Origin of the sequence: Nonomuraea longispora (assembly GCF_004348345.1) — a bacterium.
Classification (GTDB): Bacteria; Actinomycetota; Actinomycetes; order Streptosporangiales; family Streptosporangiaceae; genus Nonomuraea; species Nonomuraea longispora.
Genome location: NZ_SMJZ01000022.1, coordinates 1 through 17,167 on the forward strand (window position 1 = coordinate 1; position 17,167 = coordinate 17,167).

Genomic DNA, 17,167 nt, shown 5'->3' on the forward strand with positions numbered 1-17,167 from the left:
ATAAGAGACAGCCCCAGCGAGGACCAGGGCCCCAGGCCCGGTTCGAGCCTGAACCGCGACCCCTCCGACCCCGACCGCCGTTTCGTGACGGCGGGCCAGATCAGCGGGTCACGCACCCCGCCGCCCGAGCGCCAGCAGGAGCTCTGGAACACCGTCTTCGGCGACAACTACCAGGCCATGGGCGAGCAGGACGCCCTGGAGGACGAGCCGGGCAAACCCGTCTGGATGTACGCCCTCGGCAGTTCGGTCGCCGTCGCCCTGGTGATCGCGCTGATCTGGGCCTTCCTGGCCGGGCCGCTCGCGAGCGACGACCCGGCGAGCTCGGACGTCGCGGCGCAGCCCACCGCCACGCAGAAGCCGCGCGCCACCAAGACCTCGTCCTCGATCGGGCCGCTGCCGAAATACTCCGGCAAGCCCTCCCCCGTCATCGGCAAGGTCCCGGACGCGCAGGCCCGCATCTCGGTGCCGCGCCTCGGCGGCGACTGGCGGCTGGACCAGCGCGCCACGGTCAAGGCCACGTACGGTTTCGACACCCGCCAGTACGTCCAGGTCGCGCCCGAGCGGTACGCGCAGCTGATGTCGGCCCCGCTGTCGCAGCGGCTGGCCTCCTACTACGAGCGGGACGACCTGGAGCCGGTCATCAAGCAGGTCGTGCTCTCCGCGCGCAGGAGCTTCTTCCCCAAGGACAACAAGGTTCGCAAGATCGCCCAGCAGCCGATCAAGGTGGGCGGCTCCACGGGACGGCTGATCGCGTACTCGCTGACGTCGCAGACCGAGAAGGCCACGATCGTGACGATGGCCGTCAACACCGGCGCCAACGTCCCGGCCATCGTCTACATGTCGATCCCGGCCCAGAGCAAGCAGCTGCTGCCCGACATCCGCACGGTGATGAACCAGATCAGGGTGACCACCTGACCGGCGGCTAGAAGACGCACTCCATGTGCTTGATGCCGTTGATGAAGCTGGAGTGCAGGCGGTCCGGCTTGCCGCCCTCGATCTGCGGCACCCGGCGCAGCAGTTCGCGGAACAGCACCGTGATCTCCCTCCTGGCCAGGTGGGCGCCGAGGCAGAAGTGCGGGCCCGGACCGCCGAAGCCGACGTGCGGGTTGGGGTCGCGGGCGATGTCGAAGCGCAGCGGGTCGGCGAAAACGTCCTCGTCGCGGTTGGCCGCCCAGTAGAACAGGACGGCCTTCTCGCCCTCGCGGTAGAGGTGGCCGTTCATCTCGTGGTCGCGGGTGACCTTGCGGCGCATGAAGTTCACCGGGGAGGCCAGGCGGACGATCTCCTCCACGGCTCCCGGCGCACACCCGTCGAGGTCGTCCAGCCAGAGCGCGCGCTGGTCCGGGTTCGTGGTGAGCAGGCGCAGGCCGTACGAGATGGCGTTCCTGGTGGTCTCGTTGCCGGCCACGACCAGCAGGATGAAGAACGAGCCCAGCTCCTGCATCGTCAGCCGCTCGCCGTCGATGTTCGCGTTGACCAGGGACGACGTCAGGTCGTTGGTGGGGTGGGCGGCACGGTGGGCGGCGAGGTCCTGCACCAGTTGCTGCAGCTCCATGCCGGCGGTGAGCAGGCGGTCGGCGATCCGGGTGAGGTCGCCGCCGGTGTATTCGGGGTCGAAGCCGCCGAGGATGACGTTGGAGCGGTCGAAGACGAACTGGTAGTCGCGCTCGGGGATGCCCATCATGTCGCAGATGATCTTCAGGGGCAGGCGAGCGGCGACCTCGGTGACGAAGTCGCAGCCGGGTCCCTTGGCCAGGAGGTCGCCCACGATGGCCTCTGCCGCCGCCTCGACGTCCGCCTCGAACTGTTTGATCATCTTGGGTGTGAACGCCCGGGAGACGATCCTGCGCAACCTGGCGTGCCGGGGATCGTCCATGTTGATCATCGAGCCGAAATACTCGGTGAACTCGGCGGGCATGTCGGGGATGTTCGTCGCGCCGCCCTGGCCCGAGCTGAAGACCTCCGGGTTGCGGCTGGCCTCGAGGATGTCTGCGTGCTTGACCAGCGCGTGGTAGCCGGGGCCCTTGGGCGCGAAGGAGATCTCCATCTCCTCGAAGAAGGCGGGCGTCTCGCGGGAGCGCAGCCGCTCGAACGCCCTCTCGCGCTCACCCATGGGTTTGGCCCAGAACTCGGGGTCCGACAGATCGAAGTCAAGGACGCTCATGTGGCCATCATTCGAAAAGTGGCCACTTACGTCAATGGTTCTGGCGTACACCGTACGTACCTCGTGGATATCGAGTGGCCCGCGGTGCCGGGCGCGCACTAAGGTGTCCCGCATGACGTTCTTCTTCCACCTCCGCTAGCGATCCGCCGGCGGGTCGCGGACGACCCACCGCCGGCGATGCGGGACGGCCGAGCGACCGCCGTCCCGGGTCGCGACGTGGAAGAAGGACACGTAGGTGCAGACATTCCTACGTGCGGCGGGCGCTCGCATGCGGCCCGCCGCGCATGCTTTTGCCGTGGCCAGGGCCGTGCGCGGCATCGAGCCCCTGGTGGCGACGGAGATCCAGCGTTCCAGGCTCGGACGGGTGCGCGGGCTGCGCCACCGGGAGGTGTGGTTCGAGCCCTCGCCGGAGGCCGACCTGCTGGGCCTGCGCACGGCCGACGACGTGCTGGTCGCCGCCGCCGTGGTGGACGGGGTCGGCCACGACCGCTCGGCGTTGTCCCGGCTGGCCGGGGCGGCCCGCGATCTTCATCCGGTCCTGCCGGCCTGGCCGGACGCGGGTGGGCTGGAGGTGTCGGCGTCGTTCGTCGGGCGGCGCAACTACACCAGGTACGAGATCGAGGACGCGGTGGGCGCCGAACTGGCCCGGCCGTCAGGGCTGGCCTACCACTCGCGGAGGGACGGCCGGCGGCCGCCGCCGGACGCGCTGTCGTGGCGGGTCACCATCGAGGGTGACCAGGCGGTGATCGCGTTGAGGCTCGCGGACCGGCCGCTGCACCGCAGGCCGTACAAGACGGCCTCCGTCCGGGGGACGCTGCACCCGCCGGTGGCCGCCGCCATGGCGCGACTGGCGCGGCTCGGGGACGCCCGCACGGTGCTCGACCCGTGCTGCGGGGCGGGCACCACGCTCATCGAGGCCCACGCGCTGGCGCCCCGCCTGCGGCCGGCCGGTTTCGACCACGATCCCGCCGCGATCGCGGCCGCCGCCGCCAACGCCCGGGCCGCCGGCGCCTCGCCTTTCCTGTGGGGGGTGGGCGATGCCGGGCGGCTGCCCGTGGCTGACGGGTGCGTGGACCGGGTGCTGGTCAACCCGCCCTGGGGGCGGCAGGTGCCTCCCAGGGGAGCGCTCGCGCGCGGTCCCGGCCCGTTGTGGCGGGAGGTACGCCGGGTGCTGGCCGATGACGGGCTGGCCGTGGCGCTCGTCCACGACGGGATCCCGAGCGGGTTCGTGGTGGAGGAGACGCACCAGGTGAGCCTGTCGGGGCGGCACCCGGAGATCGCGGTGCTCAGAAAGGCCCGGAGCCGGGGTTGAAGCTCATCGGGCGGATCTGGGTCAGCTCGGCCGAGGACGCCGGGCCGAGCCAGTCGAGGATGAGCCGGTTGACCTCGCCGGGCCGTTCGAGATGGAGGAAGTGACCCGCCCCCGCCACCTGCTGCACGCGCGAGCCCTCGGGCAGGTGGCCGGGCGCGTCCCGCGTCAGCGCGGCGCTCAGGCAGCCGTCCTGGGCGCCGTGCAGGTAGAGGACCGGTCCGGTCACCCTGGACTCGACCTCCGGGTAGCGGCCGGAGGGAGGCGTGGTGCCGAGCATCGACCGGTAGTAGCCGATGGCCGCGCTGAGGTTGGCGGGCGTGCCGATGCTGCGCCGGACGAACTCGAGGTCCTGGCGCGCGTCGTAGCCGGGCGACCAGTCGCGCCAGAGGTTGTCGAGGAAGCCTGGCCGGGAGGCAGCAGCCTCGGCCAGGCCCGTCTGGAACAGGAAGACGTAGAACGAGCGCTTGAGCTGGTCGTAGTCGAGGAAGCGCGAGCCGAGGGCGCCGGGCGGCGGCACGGCGAGGGCCACGGCCCTGCGGAAGCGGCCGGCGGTGAGGTAGACGGGGAAGGCGCCCCAGTCGTGGCCGACGACGACCGCGTCCGCGTCGCCGCCGAGTTCCTCGTGCAGCACGCGCACGTCGGCGACCAGCGCGGCCTGCTCGTACGCGCCGTCGGCGGGAACCTCGGTGGGCGCGTAACCGCGCATGAACGGCGCGACCGCGCGGTAGCCGCGCTCGGCCAGCGCAGGCATCAGGTGGCGCCAGGTGTGGGCGGTGTCGGGGAAGCCGTGCAGGCACAGCGCCAGCGGGCCCTCCCCCATCGTCAGATACGCGAACTCCACCCCGTTGGCGTGGACATTCCTGATCTCCATGACTGCGAAACCTAGCATTCGGCCCGCCGCCGGAGCACCCGCTCCTCCCGCGGCTGCGCTCTCACCAGGTGTAGCGCAGATGCTTGATGCCGTTGATGAAGTTGGACAGCAGGCGGTCGGGCTCGCCCACCGCCCTGATGCGCGGCAGGCTGGTGAACAGTTCGCGGAACATCACGGTCATCTCCCTGCGCGCCAGGTGCGCGCCCAGGCAGTGGTGCGGGCCGGGGCCGCCGAAGCCGACGTGCGGGTTGGGGTCGCGGGTGATGTCGAACGTGTCGGGGTCGTTGAAGACGCTCTCGTCGCGGTTGGCGGAGTTGTAGAAGAGCAGCACCTTGTCGCCCTTCGCGTAGGCGGTGCCGTTCATCTCGTGGTCCCGGGTGAGCGTGCGGCGGAACTGGATCACCGGCGTCGAGTGGCGGACGATCTCGTCGCAGGCTCCGACGATGTGGCGGTCGAAGTCGCCGAGCAGCACCTCCCGCTGGGCGGGGTGGTCGGTGAAGAGCTTGAGCCCGTGCGCGACCGCGTTGCGGGTGGTCTCGCTGCCCGCCACCACCAGCAGGATGAAGAACGAGCCGAGCTCCTGCGACGTGAGGTGCTCGTCGCCGTTGACCAGCAGGCTCACCAGGTCGCCCGTGGGCCGCCGGCGTCGCTCGTCGCCCAGGCGGGCGGCCAGCCGGTTGAGCGAGTAGCCGGCGTGCAGCAGCCTGGCCAGGCCGCGGGCGACGTTGACGCGGCTGAGCTCGGGGGCGATGCCGGTGTACTCGGGGTCGGCGTTGCCGAGGATGACGTTGGTCCGCCGCAGCACCATGCCGTGAAATTTCGGCGGGATCCCCATCATGTCGCAGATGACGCGTACGGGGAGCTTGGCGGCCACCTGGGCGACGAAGTCACCGGGCCCCTCCTTCACCGCCTGGTCGACGATCTCCCCGGCCGCCCGCGCGAGGTCGTCCTCCATCTTCGCCAGGATGCGCGGCGTGAACGCCCGGGAGACGATGCGGCGCAACCGCGCGTGCCTCGGGCCGTCCATGTTGATCATGGAACCGAAGTAGACGCTCAGCCAGCGCGGCATGTCCGGGATGCTGTTGGAGCAGGGCTCGCTGCTGAACACCTCGGCATTCCTGCTGGCCTCCACCACGTCGGCGTGGCGGACGAGCGCGTAGTAGCCGGGTCCCCCGCCGACGAACGGCACCGCCTGCTCCTTGACGAACACCGGCCGATCCAGCGCGCGCAGCTTCTTGAAGGCCTCCATGCGCTCGGCCTGCGGCAGGGCCCAGAACGGGATCTGTGACAGGTCGGGGCCGGCGGAGAGCGTCATACCCTCCAAGGTTTCTGCAAGTGAGCACTTACGTCAAGGCCGGTCATCCCGCGCCCTTGATCAGGTCGCCCGCCTTCTCCGCGATCATGACGGCCGGGGCGTGGGTGTGGCCGCGGTTGAGTGTCGGCATGATCGACGCGTCCACGACCCTGAGCCCCGCGACGCCGCGTACGCGCAGCTCGGGGTCCACGACGGAGGCGTCGTCAGTCCCCATGCGGCAGGTGCCGACGGGGTGGTAGAGGGTCTCTGCGCGCTCGCGCACCCACTGGGCGAGCTCCTCGTCGCTCTCCGGTCCCCAGTACGGCGCCATCGGCCCACCCGCGTACGGCTTCATCGCGGCGGTGGTGAACACCCGCTTGGCCATCCTCAGCCCCGCCACCAGGCGCCTGACGTCGGTCTCCACGGACAGGTAGGCGGGGTCGATCACCACGTCGCCGCCGCTCAGCCCGACCCTGCCGCGACTGTCCGGCTGCAGCAGCACGACCCCGACGGTGAGCCCGTGGCCGGCCGGTTTGCTCAGGCCGTGGTCGACGAACGGCACGGGCGCGAAGATCAACTCGATGTCGGGTGCGGGTTCGTCGTCGGAGGTCCTGATGAACGCCACGGCCTCGCCGACGTTCGTGGTGAGCATGCCGGAGCGCAGGACGACGTAGCGCAGCAGGTTGCCGAGCGACTCGGCGGCGGTCAACGTCACCGGCTGCAGGCACTCCACGAAGACGCCGGAGGAGAGGTGGTCCTGGAGGTTCTTGCCGACCTCGGGCAGCTCGCGCACGACGGGCACCCCGGCCTCGCGCAGCTCGTCGGCCGCGCCCACGCCGGAGCGCATGAGCAGGCTGGGCGAGCCGATCGTGCCGGCGGACAGGACGACCTCGCGCCGCGCCCCGATCCGGACGCCGCCGTGCTCGACGCCGACGGCCCTGCGGCCGTCGAACACCACCCGGTCGACGGCCGCCCCCGTGATCACGTGGAGGTTGGGCCGTTTCATGGCCGGGCGCAGGTAGGCGTCGGCCGCGCTCCACCTGCGGCCGCGGCGCTGGGTGACGGGCGTGGGGCTGTAGCCCTCGTTGCCGCGGCCATTGAGCTCGCTCAGCCGGGTCAGCCCCAGCTCGTCACAGGCCCGCAGGAAGGCGGCGGTGGTGACGTTGGGGCTGCGCAGCTCCGAGACGTACAGAGGGCCCGAGGTGCCGTAGACGCCGCCCTCGTTGCTGCCGACGCGGCGCTCAGCCCTCGTGAAGTAGGGGAGCACGTCGTCGTAGGACCAGCCGGGCACGCCCCACTGGTCGTAGTCGCGCTGGCAGCCGCGCACCCACATCATGGCGTTCATGGAGGACGATCCGCCGATCACCCGGCCCCTCGGCCAGTAGAGCTCGCGGCCGGACAGCTCGGCCTGCTTGGCGGTGGTGAAGTTCCAGTCGTCGCCGGTCTTGAACAGCTTGGAGAAACCCGCCGGCACGCGGATCTCGAACTTGTCGTCCCGCCCGCCCGCCTCGACCAGCGCCACCGACACGTCCGGATCCTCCGAGAGCCGGCCGGCCAGCACGCAGCCCGCCGACCCCGCGCCGACGATCACGTAGTCGTACTCCATGAGCCCTCCTGAGCAGTGCTTCACCCTTGCTTACTCCAGGCTGTGAGGCGCGTCCACATCGCGTGGCGGCCCTCGTGTTCCGCCCCACGGCGCTGTAGCGGGAGAAATCGTGATTCTGCCCTACCGGCCGGTATGTTGGCCCTGCGAAGATGGCGCCGAAGCCTGCTGAGAGGGAGGAAGGCGTCATGCTCAATCTGTCGGTCGTCCTGGAGGACAGCGCCAGGAACACCCCCGACGGCACCGCGATCGTCTTCGGCGACATGCGGCTGCCGTACTCCATGATCGAGACTGTCGCCAACCAGGTGGCCAACCTGCTGGTGTCGCGCGGGATCGGCAAGGGCGACAAGGTCGCGCTGGCGTGCCCGAACCTGCCGTACTTCCCGTTCGTCTACTTCGGCATCCTGAAGACCGGCGCCACGGTGGTGCCGCTCAACGTGCTGCTGCAGTCCCGCGAGATCGCCTACCACCTCGACGACAGCGACGCCAAGGCCCTGTTCTGCTTCGAGGGCACCCCCGAGCTGCCGCTGGGCGAGCGCGGCAAGGCCGGGGTCGAGGCGGCCGAGGGCTGCGAGCACTTCTTCGTCCTCCCCGCCACGCCGCTGGCGACCGAGTCGGAGCACGGCGAGTCGATCTGGGCCGCGCTCGGCGGGATGGCGGGCGAGTTCGAGACCGTGCAGACCGCCGCCGACGACACCGCCGTCATCCTCTACACCTCGGGCACCACCGGCCAGCCGAAGGGCGCCGAGCTCAGCCACCAGAACATGCTGATGAACGCCATGGTCAGCGACAAGATGTTCCCCGACGGCGAGGGCGGCGACGTCTATCTGGCGGTGCTGCCGCTGTTCCACTCCTTCGGCCAGACCGTCGTCCTGAACACCGGTTTCCTGCGCGGGGCGACGGTCGTGCTGATGCCGCGCTTCGACCCGGACGAGGCACTCGAGCTCATGCGGAAGGAGAGCGTCACGTTCTTCGCCGGGGTGCCCACGATGTACTGGGGCATGCTCACCAAGATCCACGCGGACGGCGTGGAGGTGCCGCGCTCCCTGCGCGTGGCCGTGGCGGGCGGGGCCTCCTCGCCGGTCGAGGTGCTCAAGGACTTCGAGCAGACGTTCGGGGTCGGCATCCTGGAGGGGTACGGGTTGTCGGAGACCTCGCCGGTGGCCAGCTTCAACCAGCCGGGCCGCCCCTCCAAGGCGGGCACCGTGGGCACGCCGATCTGGGGTGTGGAGATGAAGCTGGTCGACGGCGACTGGAAGACCGTCGAAGGCGAGGGCCCCGGCGAGATCGCCATCCGCGGCCACAACATCATGAAGGGCTATTACGGCCGCCCCGAGGCGAGCGCCGAGGTCATGCGGGACGGCTGGTTCAGGACGGGCGACATCGCGACCCGTGACGCCGACGGCTACTATTCCATCATCGACCGCTCCAAGGACATGATCATCAGGGGCGGGTTCAACGTCTACCCGCGCGAGCTCGAAGAGGTGCTGATCACCCACGAGGCCGTGTCGCTCGCCGCCGTGGTGGGGGTCGCCCACGACTCCCACGGCGAGGAGATCAAGGCCTACGTCATCCGCACCCCCGGCGCCACGATCACCGAGGACGAGCTGATCGCCTGGTGCAAGGAGAACATGGCGGCCTACAAATATCCGCGCATCATCGAGTTCCGCGACTCGCTGCCGATGACGGCCACGGGCAAGATCCTCAAGCGGGAGCTGCGCTAGGCGCGACGGGCCGGGCGCGAGCCACCCGCGCCCGGCACTGATCGGCGGCCTTCTCTGTCACCACCGAGGAAAGGGACCGCTGCCGCATGCCCGACGTGCACGAACGCTACATCGTCATCACCGGGGGACCGGGCTCGGGGAAGACCACGCTGGTCGAGCACCTGGGAGCCCAGGGGTTCGCCACGCGGCCCGAGGCCGGCCGGGCGATCATCCAGGACCAGCTGGCGATCTCCGGCCGGGCGCTGCCCTGGGTGGATCCCGCGTTGTTCGCCGAGCTGATGTTGTCGTGGGACCTGCGGTCGTACCGCGAGCCCGCGGGGCCCGGGCCGGTGATCTTCGACAGGGGGCTGATCGACACCATCGGCTACCTGCGGATGCTGGGACGTACGGTGCCCCGCCACCTGCTCGCCGCCGCCGGGACGTTCCGCTACCACCGGCGGGTGTTCGCCGCGCCGCCCTGGCCCGAGATCTACGAGCACGACAGCGAGCGCAGGCAGAGCCTCGGGGAGGCCGAGCGGACCTACGAGGCGGTCGTGCGGGCCTACGCCGACCACGGATACGACGTGGTGGCACTGCCCAGGACACCGGTCGAGGAGCGCGCCGCGTTCGTCGCCGAGGCGGCCCGGCAGTAAGGAGATCACATGCCGGCACTGTTCGACCGACCGACCGGCTGGACGCGTTCCGGCGCCGGGCCACCGCGTTCGCCTCAGAGCGCGAGCTGGGCGAGAACGCGGCGTCGTGGCTCGTGGAACGGGACGCCGACGGCTCCGTGCCGATGGAGACGTTCGTCGAGCTCGTACGCGAGCACTTCCGGCTGCCCGAGCCGGCCGGGGAGTTGTGGCGGGCCTGCCGGGCGCGGTTGCCCCACCTCGTGTCGTGCCGGCCCGAGGCGCTGACGGCGCTCGACCGGCTGCGCACGATCTGGGTCGACCGCGGCGTGGTGACGGAGCCGCCGGGGACCGGTCCTGACCATGTCGTCACGGACGTCGTCGCGGCCGTCGACTGGCTGATGTCATCCGGTTCATACCGATAGCGTGGTTCGCGTGCGAGATCGGCCGGAAGACTTCGACGAAGGGCTGCTGCGTCCCGCGCTGCGCGCGTGGGAGGTGCAGGCGACCACGCTCGACTACGCGCCCGTCGGGTTCGGCGACTATCACTGGGTCGCGGGCGACGCGGGCGGGCGGCGGTGGTTCGTCACGGTCGCCGACGTACGCCGCCGCACGTTCGACGGGCTGGCCATGGCCATGGACACGGCGGCGGCCCTGCGGGAGGAGGCGGGGCTCGCGTTCGTGGTGGCCCCGCTGCGCGCCTGCGACGGCACGACGTTGCGGCGGCTCGACCGGCACCGCTACGCCATGAGCGTCTTCCCGCACGCCGCCGGCACGGCCGGGAACTTCGGCGACGAGCTGACGGCGGCCGATCGTGGCGCCGTCATCGACCTGCTGGCCGAGCTGCACGCGACGCCCCCTCCGCTGCCGACCCCGCCGCGTCCTCCGGAGCTCACCGGCCGGGCCGTCCTGGAGTCGTGCCTGGGCGGGCCGGACGGTCCCTGGCTCGGCGGCCCGTTCTCGGAGCCCGCCAGGGAGCTGGTCGCCGAGCACGCGGGCACGCTGCGCCGGAGGCTGGCCGAGCTCGACGGGCTGGCGGGGACGCTCGGGGAGCCGGTGGTGACCCATGGCGAGCCGCATCCGGGCAACCTGCTGTGCGCGGACGGCCGGTGGTCCCTGGTCGACTGGGACACCGCCGGCCTGGCCCCGCCGGAGCGCGACCTGTGGCTGGTGGCCGAGGAGCCCGGCGACCTGGCCCGCTACGCCGAGGCCACGGGCCGTACGCCCGATCCGCGGGCCCTGGCGTTCTACCGGCTGCGGTGGGCGCTCGACGACGTGGCCGAGTTCGTGGAGTGGCTGCGGTCGCCGCACGCGCGCACGCCGGACGCCGAGCAGGCATGGAAGGGACTGGCCGGCACCCTTGAGGACCTGCGCGCGACGTCCTGAAGGCCGAGCCGGAACCTTCACCAGCGCGGCTCCCCGAGGAAGATCCGCGGGAGTCCCAGGAGGACTCCAGCCAGGACGGGCAGCACACCAGCAGGGGAAAGCACACGAAGAAGCAGAGCTAGCGATCCCGCCCGCCCACCGGCACGGGCGGGCCGGTCCCCGCGCTCCTCTTGACGGCGCGTGTAAGGTGCTCGAAGCGCTTGACCAGCACCCGCGACAAAGGTGAGCCCATGTCATACCCCTCGCATGATCGCTATGACCGCCGCCCTTCGGCCGGGCCACGGGTCAACCCGGCGCGAGTGTGGGGAGGAGGGGCCGCCGCGGCCGTCGTGGCCGCGCTGGTCGCCGTGGTCGGCGTGATGATCAGCAAGAGTCTGCTCGGCATCCGCGTGATCGCCCCCGACGGCGACCCCATCTCCGGCAGTGCGGCGACCACGGGTTACGCGATCTCGGCCGCGGCGGCGGCGCTCGTGGCCACGCTGCTGCTCTTCGTCCTCATGCTCTCCACGCCGGAACCGGCCAAGTTCTTCAGCTGGATCGCCGGGCTCTTCGCCGTCATCATCACGGTCCTGCCGTTCATGCACTCCGCCGACCTGCTGGAGCAGATCGCCACGGCCGCCATCAACCTCGTCATCGGCATCGCCATCGCCTCGCTGCTGACCTCGATCGGGCGCACGGCCCTGGAGGAGGCGCCGGACCCCGAGCCCTATCCGTACGAGCAGCCCAGGGGGTACGACCAGCCCAGGGGATATGACCGGCCGCACTACGAGCAGCCTCGCCACGACCGGCAGGGTTATGAGCGCCCCCGCCATGGGCAGGGCGGTTATGGGCAGCGCGGTTACGAGCGCCGCGACCACGACCCGTACGACTAGCAGGCCGTCGATCACACGGGAGGGGCCGCGGGCCCTCCCGCGCAGCCCGTCACGGCCAGTCGACCGCCGGCCGCAGCGGCACCCCCGACCGTCCGTTCCGGTCGAGCTTGACGCCCAGCACCTGGTGGAGCTGCACCTTGTTGCGCTCGAAGCCGACGATGCAGCCCGCCATGTAGAGGGCCCACACCCGGGCCGTGCCCATGCCGACCTCCTGGACCGCGTCGTCCCAGTTGGCGTCGAGGTTGACGCACCAGTGCCGCAGGGTCTTCGCGTAGTGCTCCCTGAGGTTCTCCTGGTGGCGGATCTCGAAGCCGAGGTCCTCCATCTGCCTGATCAGCAGGCCCACCGACTCCAGCTCGCCGTCGGGGAAGACGTAGCGGTTGATGAAGCCGCCTTTGTTGAACGTCTTCTCCTTGCCGGTCGGCCGGGTGATGCAGTGGTTGAGCAGGCGCCCGCCGGGCTTCAGCTTGCTGTTCAGGAAGGAGAAGTAGGCGCCCAGGTTGGCCTTGCCGATGTGCTCGGTCAGGCCGATCGAGCTGACCGCGTCGAACCCGCTCTCCTGGACGTCGCGGTAGTCCATGAAGCGGATCTCCGCCAGGTCCTCAAGGCCGGCGTCGGCGATGGCCTTCTGCCCCCACTCCGCCTGCTGCTTGCTCAGCGTCACGCCCAGGACCTTGACGCCATAGTGCTGGGCGGCGTGCATGACCATGCCGCCCCAGCCGCAGCCGACGTCGAGCAGGCGCATCCCCGGCTCCAGACCGAGCTTGCGGGCCACCAGGTCGAACTTGGCGTACTGGGCCTGCTCCAGCGTGGAGTCCTCGGAGGGGAAGACGGCGCACGTGTAGGCCATCGACGGGCCCAGCACCCACGAGTAGAACCGGTTGGAGACGTCGTAGTGGTGGTGGATGGCCTCGGCGTCGCGCTGCTTGGCGTGACGGGAGCCGAGCCTGGCAAGGGCGCTCTGGCGCATCTCCTGCGGGGGCGGCGGCACGCGCATGAGCAGCGGCTTCATGCCCAGGGCCCGCACGGCCGCGAGTTTCTCCGACGTGGTCAGGTCGTTGGTGGTGATGTTCCACATGCGGTCGAGCAGGGTGTACAGGTCGCCCTGGACGTCGATGTGCCCCGAGACGAAGGCCCGGGCCAGGCCCAGCTCCCCGGGAGCCTGGGCGAGGTAGGCCACCGCGATCGGAGACTTCACCTCGATGGCCAGGTCGGCCCCGTCCGGCCCGGCCTTGCTGCCGTCGTAGGCCGTGAACGCGACGTTCGCGTCAGTGCCGACGATCTTCTCGAAGATGGTTGCCAGCGCCATCCGTGTTTCACCTTCCCCGTACACACTTTTCGTACAGGTCCAGCAGGCGACCGTTCGGGTCGTATTCCCGCTTGACCGGCCAGTAGGCTTCGCCGTTGTACAGCTGCCAGAACTGCTCCGGGGCGTAGAAGGAGGTCGAGTAGAGCGACTTGTGCCCGTCGAGCTCGTGGACCGACCGCTCGATGAGCCGGTTGTAGTAGCCGTCGAACTGCCCCCGTGGCAGCGGCACCATGCCCCAGAATCCGAAGTTGACGTAGAGCTTTCCCGGCTCCAGCGGATAGAGCGGCCAGCGGGAGCCGGCGCGGAGCGGGCACATCCACACAGGTGTCATGCCCACCTTGTCGTGGAAGAAGTCAAGGAACTCGGCGCCGCGCTCGACCGGGACCTCGACGTCCTGGATCACCGACTCCTGCACGGGCTGGTCGCGCCACCGGTCGACGCGGGCGGTCAGGCCGTATTTCCGGTCGAGCGCCACGAGCTTGCGGTAGACGTCGGAGCGCATGTAGCGGCGCGGCATGAGCGAGCGGATCACCGGCTGCTGCACGCCGAAGGCCCGCGAGCACCAGAACCAGTCGGTGTCCCAGCGCCACAGGTAGTCGCGGACGGTCAGCCAGTCGCGGCTGCGCCGCCGGATCGACTGGTAGTAGATGCGCATCCCGGTGTAGTCGGAGACGTAGGGGGCGCGGTCGGCGAACCGGCCGAGCGTCAGGTACATCTCTCCCGGTGTGAAGAAGACACCGTCCACGAAGTCGACGTTCTCGCCGTCGTGCACCATGTTGTCGCAGATCTCCTGCATGGCCAGCATGCACTTGCCCGCGTCGGTGAACCTGACGTGCGTGAGATGCACGTACGGCTGCACCTTGCGCAGCCTGATGCGGATGCGCAGCGCGTAGCCCAGGGTGCCGTAGGAATTGGGGAACGAGCGGAAGAGCTCGCGGTGCTCGTTGTCCTCGCGGGCCACGACGACGCGCCCGTCACCGGTGAGGATCTCGAGCTCCTCGACCGACTCGTGCGGCAGGCCGTCGCGGAAGCTGGTGGACTCGATGCCGAGCCCGGTCACGGCGCCGCCCAGCGTGATGGTCTTGAGCTGCGGGACGACGTAGGGCATGAGCCCGTGCGGCAGCGTGGCGTCGACCAGGTGTTCGTACGTGGTCATGCCCTGGACCTCGGCCGTCATGCTCTCCGGGTCGACGCTGATGACCTCGGCGAGGTCACGGGCCGAGAGCTTGGCCGTGCGGCCCTGGTCGCGGAACCTGAAGAGGTTGGACGTCGACTTGGCCAGCCGGGGCGCGGCACCGCCGGGGATCTGCGCGTAGGACTGCCGGATCTGCTCTACTGCCCGCTGGTGTGTCGACATCGTCGTCGTCACGGAAGCACCCCCTTGCGCCGGTAGAGATCGCCCGTAAGACGTTATCTCTCACGGACGGTCCGGAACAGACCGGGGTCGTTAAAGACACGAAAACTGTTCATCGTGCCAGGTGAATGGCCCGTGCGACAGGCTATTGCGTAAACTTTCTGGAGATCACCTGGCCTGCGCCGTTCAGCACGGCGGCCACCTGTCCGCCCTCGACCGCGGCGGCCAGGTTGTCCAGGGTGGCCGTGAGCAGACGGCCGGTGGCCTCAGGGGTGACGCCGGCGACGTGCGGGGACAGCAGCACGTTCGGCAGGTCGCGCAGCGGATCGCCGGGCGGCAACGGTTCCGTGTCGAAGACGTCGAGCGCCGCTCCCCCCAGGTGCCCCGAACGCAGCGCCTGGGTGAGGGAGGCCTGGTCCACGACTCCTCCCCTGGCGGCGTTGACGAGCAGGGCGCCCTGCTTCATGCGCGCCGGGCCGACGAGGCCGCGGGTCTCGTCCGACAGGGCGATGACGACGACCACGACGTCGGCGGTGGCGACGAGCGCGTCCAGGGGCTCGTAACCGGGGTCGGGGCGCGGTGTGCGGGTCCAGTACGACACCTGGCAGCCGAGCGCGCGGAACAACGTGACGCACTCCGCGCCGATCGGCCCGTAGCCGACCACGCCGACGCGCCGGCCGCGCAGTTCGTGGGGCTGCAGGCCCTGCTGGGGCCACTCACCCGCGCGCACGGCCGCGTCGGCGGCGGCCAGCTTGCGCGACAGGGACAACGTGGCGGCCAGGCACCACTCCGCCACCGCGACGGCGCTGACGCCGGGCGTGTTGGCCAGCGGAACCCCGGCCGCGGCCAGCGCGTCGAGGTCGTGGCCGTCGACGCCCACGGACGGCTGCTGCACGAACGCCAGCAGGGGCGCGGCCCCGACCGCCTCGGCGTCCAGCGCGAGCGTGCCCGTCCAGTCGCCGAGCACGATCTCCGCCTCCGGCAGCGCCGCCAGGAGCGCGGCGCGGTCGCGGGACGCGGGGACGCTCACGCTGACCTGGTCGCCGAGCGGCGCGAGCAGGCGGCGCATCACCTCTTCGGGCAGCGGCGGCAGGGCGAGCAGGTTCCAGGGTCTCATGCGCCCACGGTAAAGCTGCTGATCACCTGCCGCATCAGCTCCTGGTTGCGGCGCCACTGCCCCTCGGTGACCGTCCAGGACAGGATGTAGGCGGTGTCGCCGATCGCGACCGCCCTGCGCACCTCGCGGTAGCGCACGCCCGGCCTGACCCAGCGGGCGTCGCCCGCCTCGCCGGCCGTCCAGGAGAACTCCCACTCCAGGGCCTTGACGCCCTGGTGGGTGACCCGCCTGAGCCCGCGGTCGACGACGTCGACCGCGTTCTGCTTGAACGTCTCCTCGGAGTCGCGGATGATCTGGTGCGGGTCCAGCTCGGCGTAGACCGCCTCCACCCCGAGGTGCGCGCGGCTGTCCCTGCGGGTCCATTCGGTGTACGCCTCGGCGAGCGCGCCCCGCCAGCCCGCCGGCCGCATGATCGACCAGCCGTCCCGCGACTTCCACGCCCGCACGATCGGGACGGCTCTGCTCACGCTCGGCGTGGGCGTGGGCGTCGGCGAGGGGGTCGGCGTCGCCGTGGGGACCGGTGTGAGCGGGCTGCCGGCCGCGGCCGGGCGCGTGGTGGTGCGCGGCGTGCCCTCCGCGGGGGCGGCGAGCTCAAGGTAGGCGACCGTGCCGCCCGCGATCACCAGCACCGCCGCGGCGCCGGCCGCGAGCAGCGCCCGGCCGCGGCGCCTGCGCGGCTTCCTGTCGTCGAGGAGGTGGTCGTCCTCCGACGGCCGCGCCGCCATGATGGCGTCGAACAGCCGGTCGGCCTCCTCGGCGTCGATCCGGTCCTCGGGCTCCTTCTGCAGCAGGCCGCGCAGCACCTCGTGCAGGGCGGGCGGGATCCTGCGGTAGTCGGGCTCCTCGTTGAGCAGCGCGTTGAGTGTCGCCATGGGGTCGCCGCGCTCGAACGGCGAGCGCCCGACCATGCAGGCGTACAGCGTGGCTCCCAGCGACCACAGGTCGGAGGCGGGCCCGGCGTCGGCGGCACGGACCCGTTCCGGCGCGAGAAAGCTCGGCGAGCCGGTGACCATGCCGGTCTGGGTGAGCGACGCGTCGCCCTCGGCGGTGGCGATGCCGAAGTCGGTGAGCACGGCCCGGCCGTCGTCGGCCAGCAGGATGTTGCTGGGCTTGACGTCCCGGTGCAGGATTCCGGCCTCGTGCGCCGCCTTCAGCGCCGACAGCACCTGACGGCCCACGCTCGCCGCCTCACGCACGGGCAGGGCGCCGGTGGTGAGCACGACCTCCTCGAGCGACGGGTGGCGTACCAGCTCCATCACGATCCACGGCCTGCCGCCGTCCTCGGCCACGTCGTAGATCGCGACCACGGACGGGTGGTTGAGCTGGGCCGCGGTGCGCGCCTCGCGGGCCGTACGCAGGAGTTGCCGCTCCTGGTCGGCGGGCGAGAAGCCCTCGGGCAGCAGCAATTCCTTGATGGCCACCTGCCGATTGAGCAAGGTGTCGCGGCCTTCCCAGACCACGCCCATCCCCCCGCGGCCCAGTTCGCGCAGCAACTGGTAGCGCCCTGCGATGAGGTGGTTGCTCTCCGAAACCATTTCCTACCCCTGTAGCGG

The 17,167-nt window shown here is 70.8% G+C and carries 15 protein-coding genes; 7 read left to right on the top strand and 8 right to left on the bottom strand.

All coding sequences use genetic code 11. The features are described from left to right. On the top strand, positions 1-915 hold a 915-nt coding region (locus E1267_RS44155), incomplete at its 5' end, for a hypothetical protein (protein WP_165959517.1). A gap of 7 nt (positions 916-922) precedes the next feature. Here E1267_RS44155 and E1267_RS08700 read toward each other — a convergent pair. Then, complete coding sequence (locus E1267_RS08700) at positions 923-2,164, bottom strand: cytochrome P450 (RefSeq protein ID WP_132331600.1); 1,242 nt, start codon at positions 2,162-2,164, stop codon at positions 923-925. A 235-nt stretch (positions 2,165-2,399) separates the two neighbouring features. Here E1267_RS08700 and E1267_RS08705 point away from each other — a divergent pair, with 235 nt between their 5' ends. Then, positions 2,400-3,476 (top strand): methyltransferase domain-containing protein, encoded by a 1,077-nt coding sequence (locus E1267_RS08705; protein WP_246063626.1) that lies wholly within the window; start codon positions 2,400-2,402, stop codon positions 3,474-3,476. On the opposite strand, the gene E1267_RS08710 is transcribed toward E1267_RS08705, so the two are convergent. From E1267_RS08710 to E1267_RS08720, 3 genes are all read right to left on the bottom strand, one after another. After that, the gene (locus E1267_RS08710; RefSeq protein ID WP_132331602.1) at positions 3,451-4,347 is read right to left on the bottom strand and encodes an alpha/beta fold hydrolase; all 897 of its coding nucleotides are present in this window, start codon (positions 4,345-4,347) and stop codon (positions 3,451-3,453) included. The two genes, E1267_RS08705 and E1267_RS08710, sit on opposite strands and share 26 nt — an antisense overlap. Before the next feature lie 61 nt (positions 4,348-4,408). After that, positions 4,409-5,662, bottom strand: coding sequence for a cytochrome P450 (locus E1267_RS08715; RefSeq protein ID WP_132331604.1), 1,254 nt, complete (start codon positions 5,660-5,662; stop codon positions 4,409-4,411). Between the two features lie 43 nt (positions 5,663-5,705). Further along, positions 5,706-7,247 carry a GMC family oxidoreductase gene (locus tag E1267_RS08720; RefSeq protein ID WP_132331606.1) on the bottom strand — a complete coding sequence of 514 codons (1,542 nt, stop codon included), beginning with the start codon at positions 7,245-7,247 and terminating at the stop codon, positions 5,706-5,708. A gap of 185 nt (positions 7,248-7,432) precedes the next feature. On the opposite strand from E1267_RS08720, the gene E1267_RS08725 reads away from it, so the two are divergent. The 5 genes from E1267_RS08725 to E1267_RS08745 all read left to right on the top strand — a co-directional run bounded on the left by E1267_RS08725 (position 7,433) and on the right by E1267_RS08745 (position 11,834). Next, entirely contained in the window at positions 7,433-8,968 is a 1,536-nt protein-coding gene (locus E1267_RS08725; RefSeq protein ID WP_132331608.1) for a long-chain-fatty-acid--CoA ligase, read from the top strand. Positions 8,969-9,054: 86 nt separating this feature from the next. Then, complete coding sequence (locus tag E1267_RS08730; RefSeq protein ID WP_132331610.1) at positions 9,055-9,600, top strand: AAA family ATPase; 546 nt, start codon at positions 9,055-9,057, stop codon at positions 9,598-9,600. Positions 9,601-9,713: 113 nt separating this feature from the next. Then, positions 9,714-10,001: an HAD family hydrolase gene (locus tag E1267_RS08735; protein WP_132331612.1), complete on the top strand. Its 288-nt coding sequence runs from the start codon at positions 9,714-9,716 to the stop codon at positions 9,999-10,001. A 10-nt stretch (positions 10,002-10,011) separates the two neighbouring features. After that, entirely contained in the window at positions 10,012-10,962 is a 951-nt protein-coding gene (locus tag E1267_RS08740) for a phosphotransferase (protein WP_220449384.1), read from the top strand. Positions 10,963-11,192: 230 nt separating this feature from the next. Further along, positions 11,193-11,834: a DUF6069 family protein gene (locus E1267_RS08745; RefSeq protein ID WP_181957764.1), complete on the top strand. Its 642-nt coding sequence runs from the start codon at positions 11,193-11,195 to the stop codon at positions 11,832-11,834. Between the two features lie 49 nt (positions 11,835-11,883). On the opposite strand, the gene E1267_RS08750 is transcribed toward E1267_RS08745, so the two are convergent. The 4 genes from E1267_RS08750 to E1267_RS45545 form a co-directional block, all read right to left on the bottom strand. Next, positions 11,884-13,143 carry an SAM-dependent methyltransferase gene (locus tag E1267_RS08750; protein WP_132331614.1) on the bottom strand — a complete coding sequence of 420 codons (1,260 nt, stop codon included), beginning with the start codon at positions 13,141-13,143 and terminating at the stop codon, positions 11,884-11,886. A 7-nt stretch (positions 13,144-13,150) separates the two neighbouring features. After that, positions 13,151-14,500, bottom strand: a complete 1,350-nt coding sequence (locus E1267_RS08755; protein WP_132331687.1) for an FAD-binding oxidoreductase — start codon at positions 14,498-14,500, stop codon at positions 13,151-13,153. Positions 14,501-14,642: 142 nt separating this feature from the next. Next, positions 14,643-15,614, bottom strand: a complete 972-nt coding sequence (locus tag E1267_RS08760) for an NAD(P)-dependent oxidoreductase (protein ID WP_132331616.1) — start codon at positions 15,612-15,614, stop codon at positions 14,643-14,645. Further along, positions 15,611-17,149 (bottom strand): serine/threonine-protein kinase, encoded by a 1,539-nt coding sequence (locus tag E1267_RS45545; RefSeq protein WP_220449385.1) that lies wholly within the window; start codon positions 17,147-17,149, stop codon positions 15,611-15,613. Before E1267_RS45545 ends, E1267_RS08760 begins: the two co-directional genes overlap by 4 nt. Positions 17,150-17,167 lie beyond the last annotated feature (18 nt).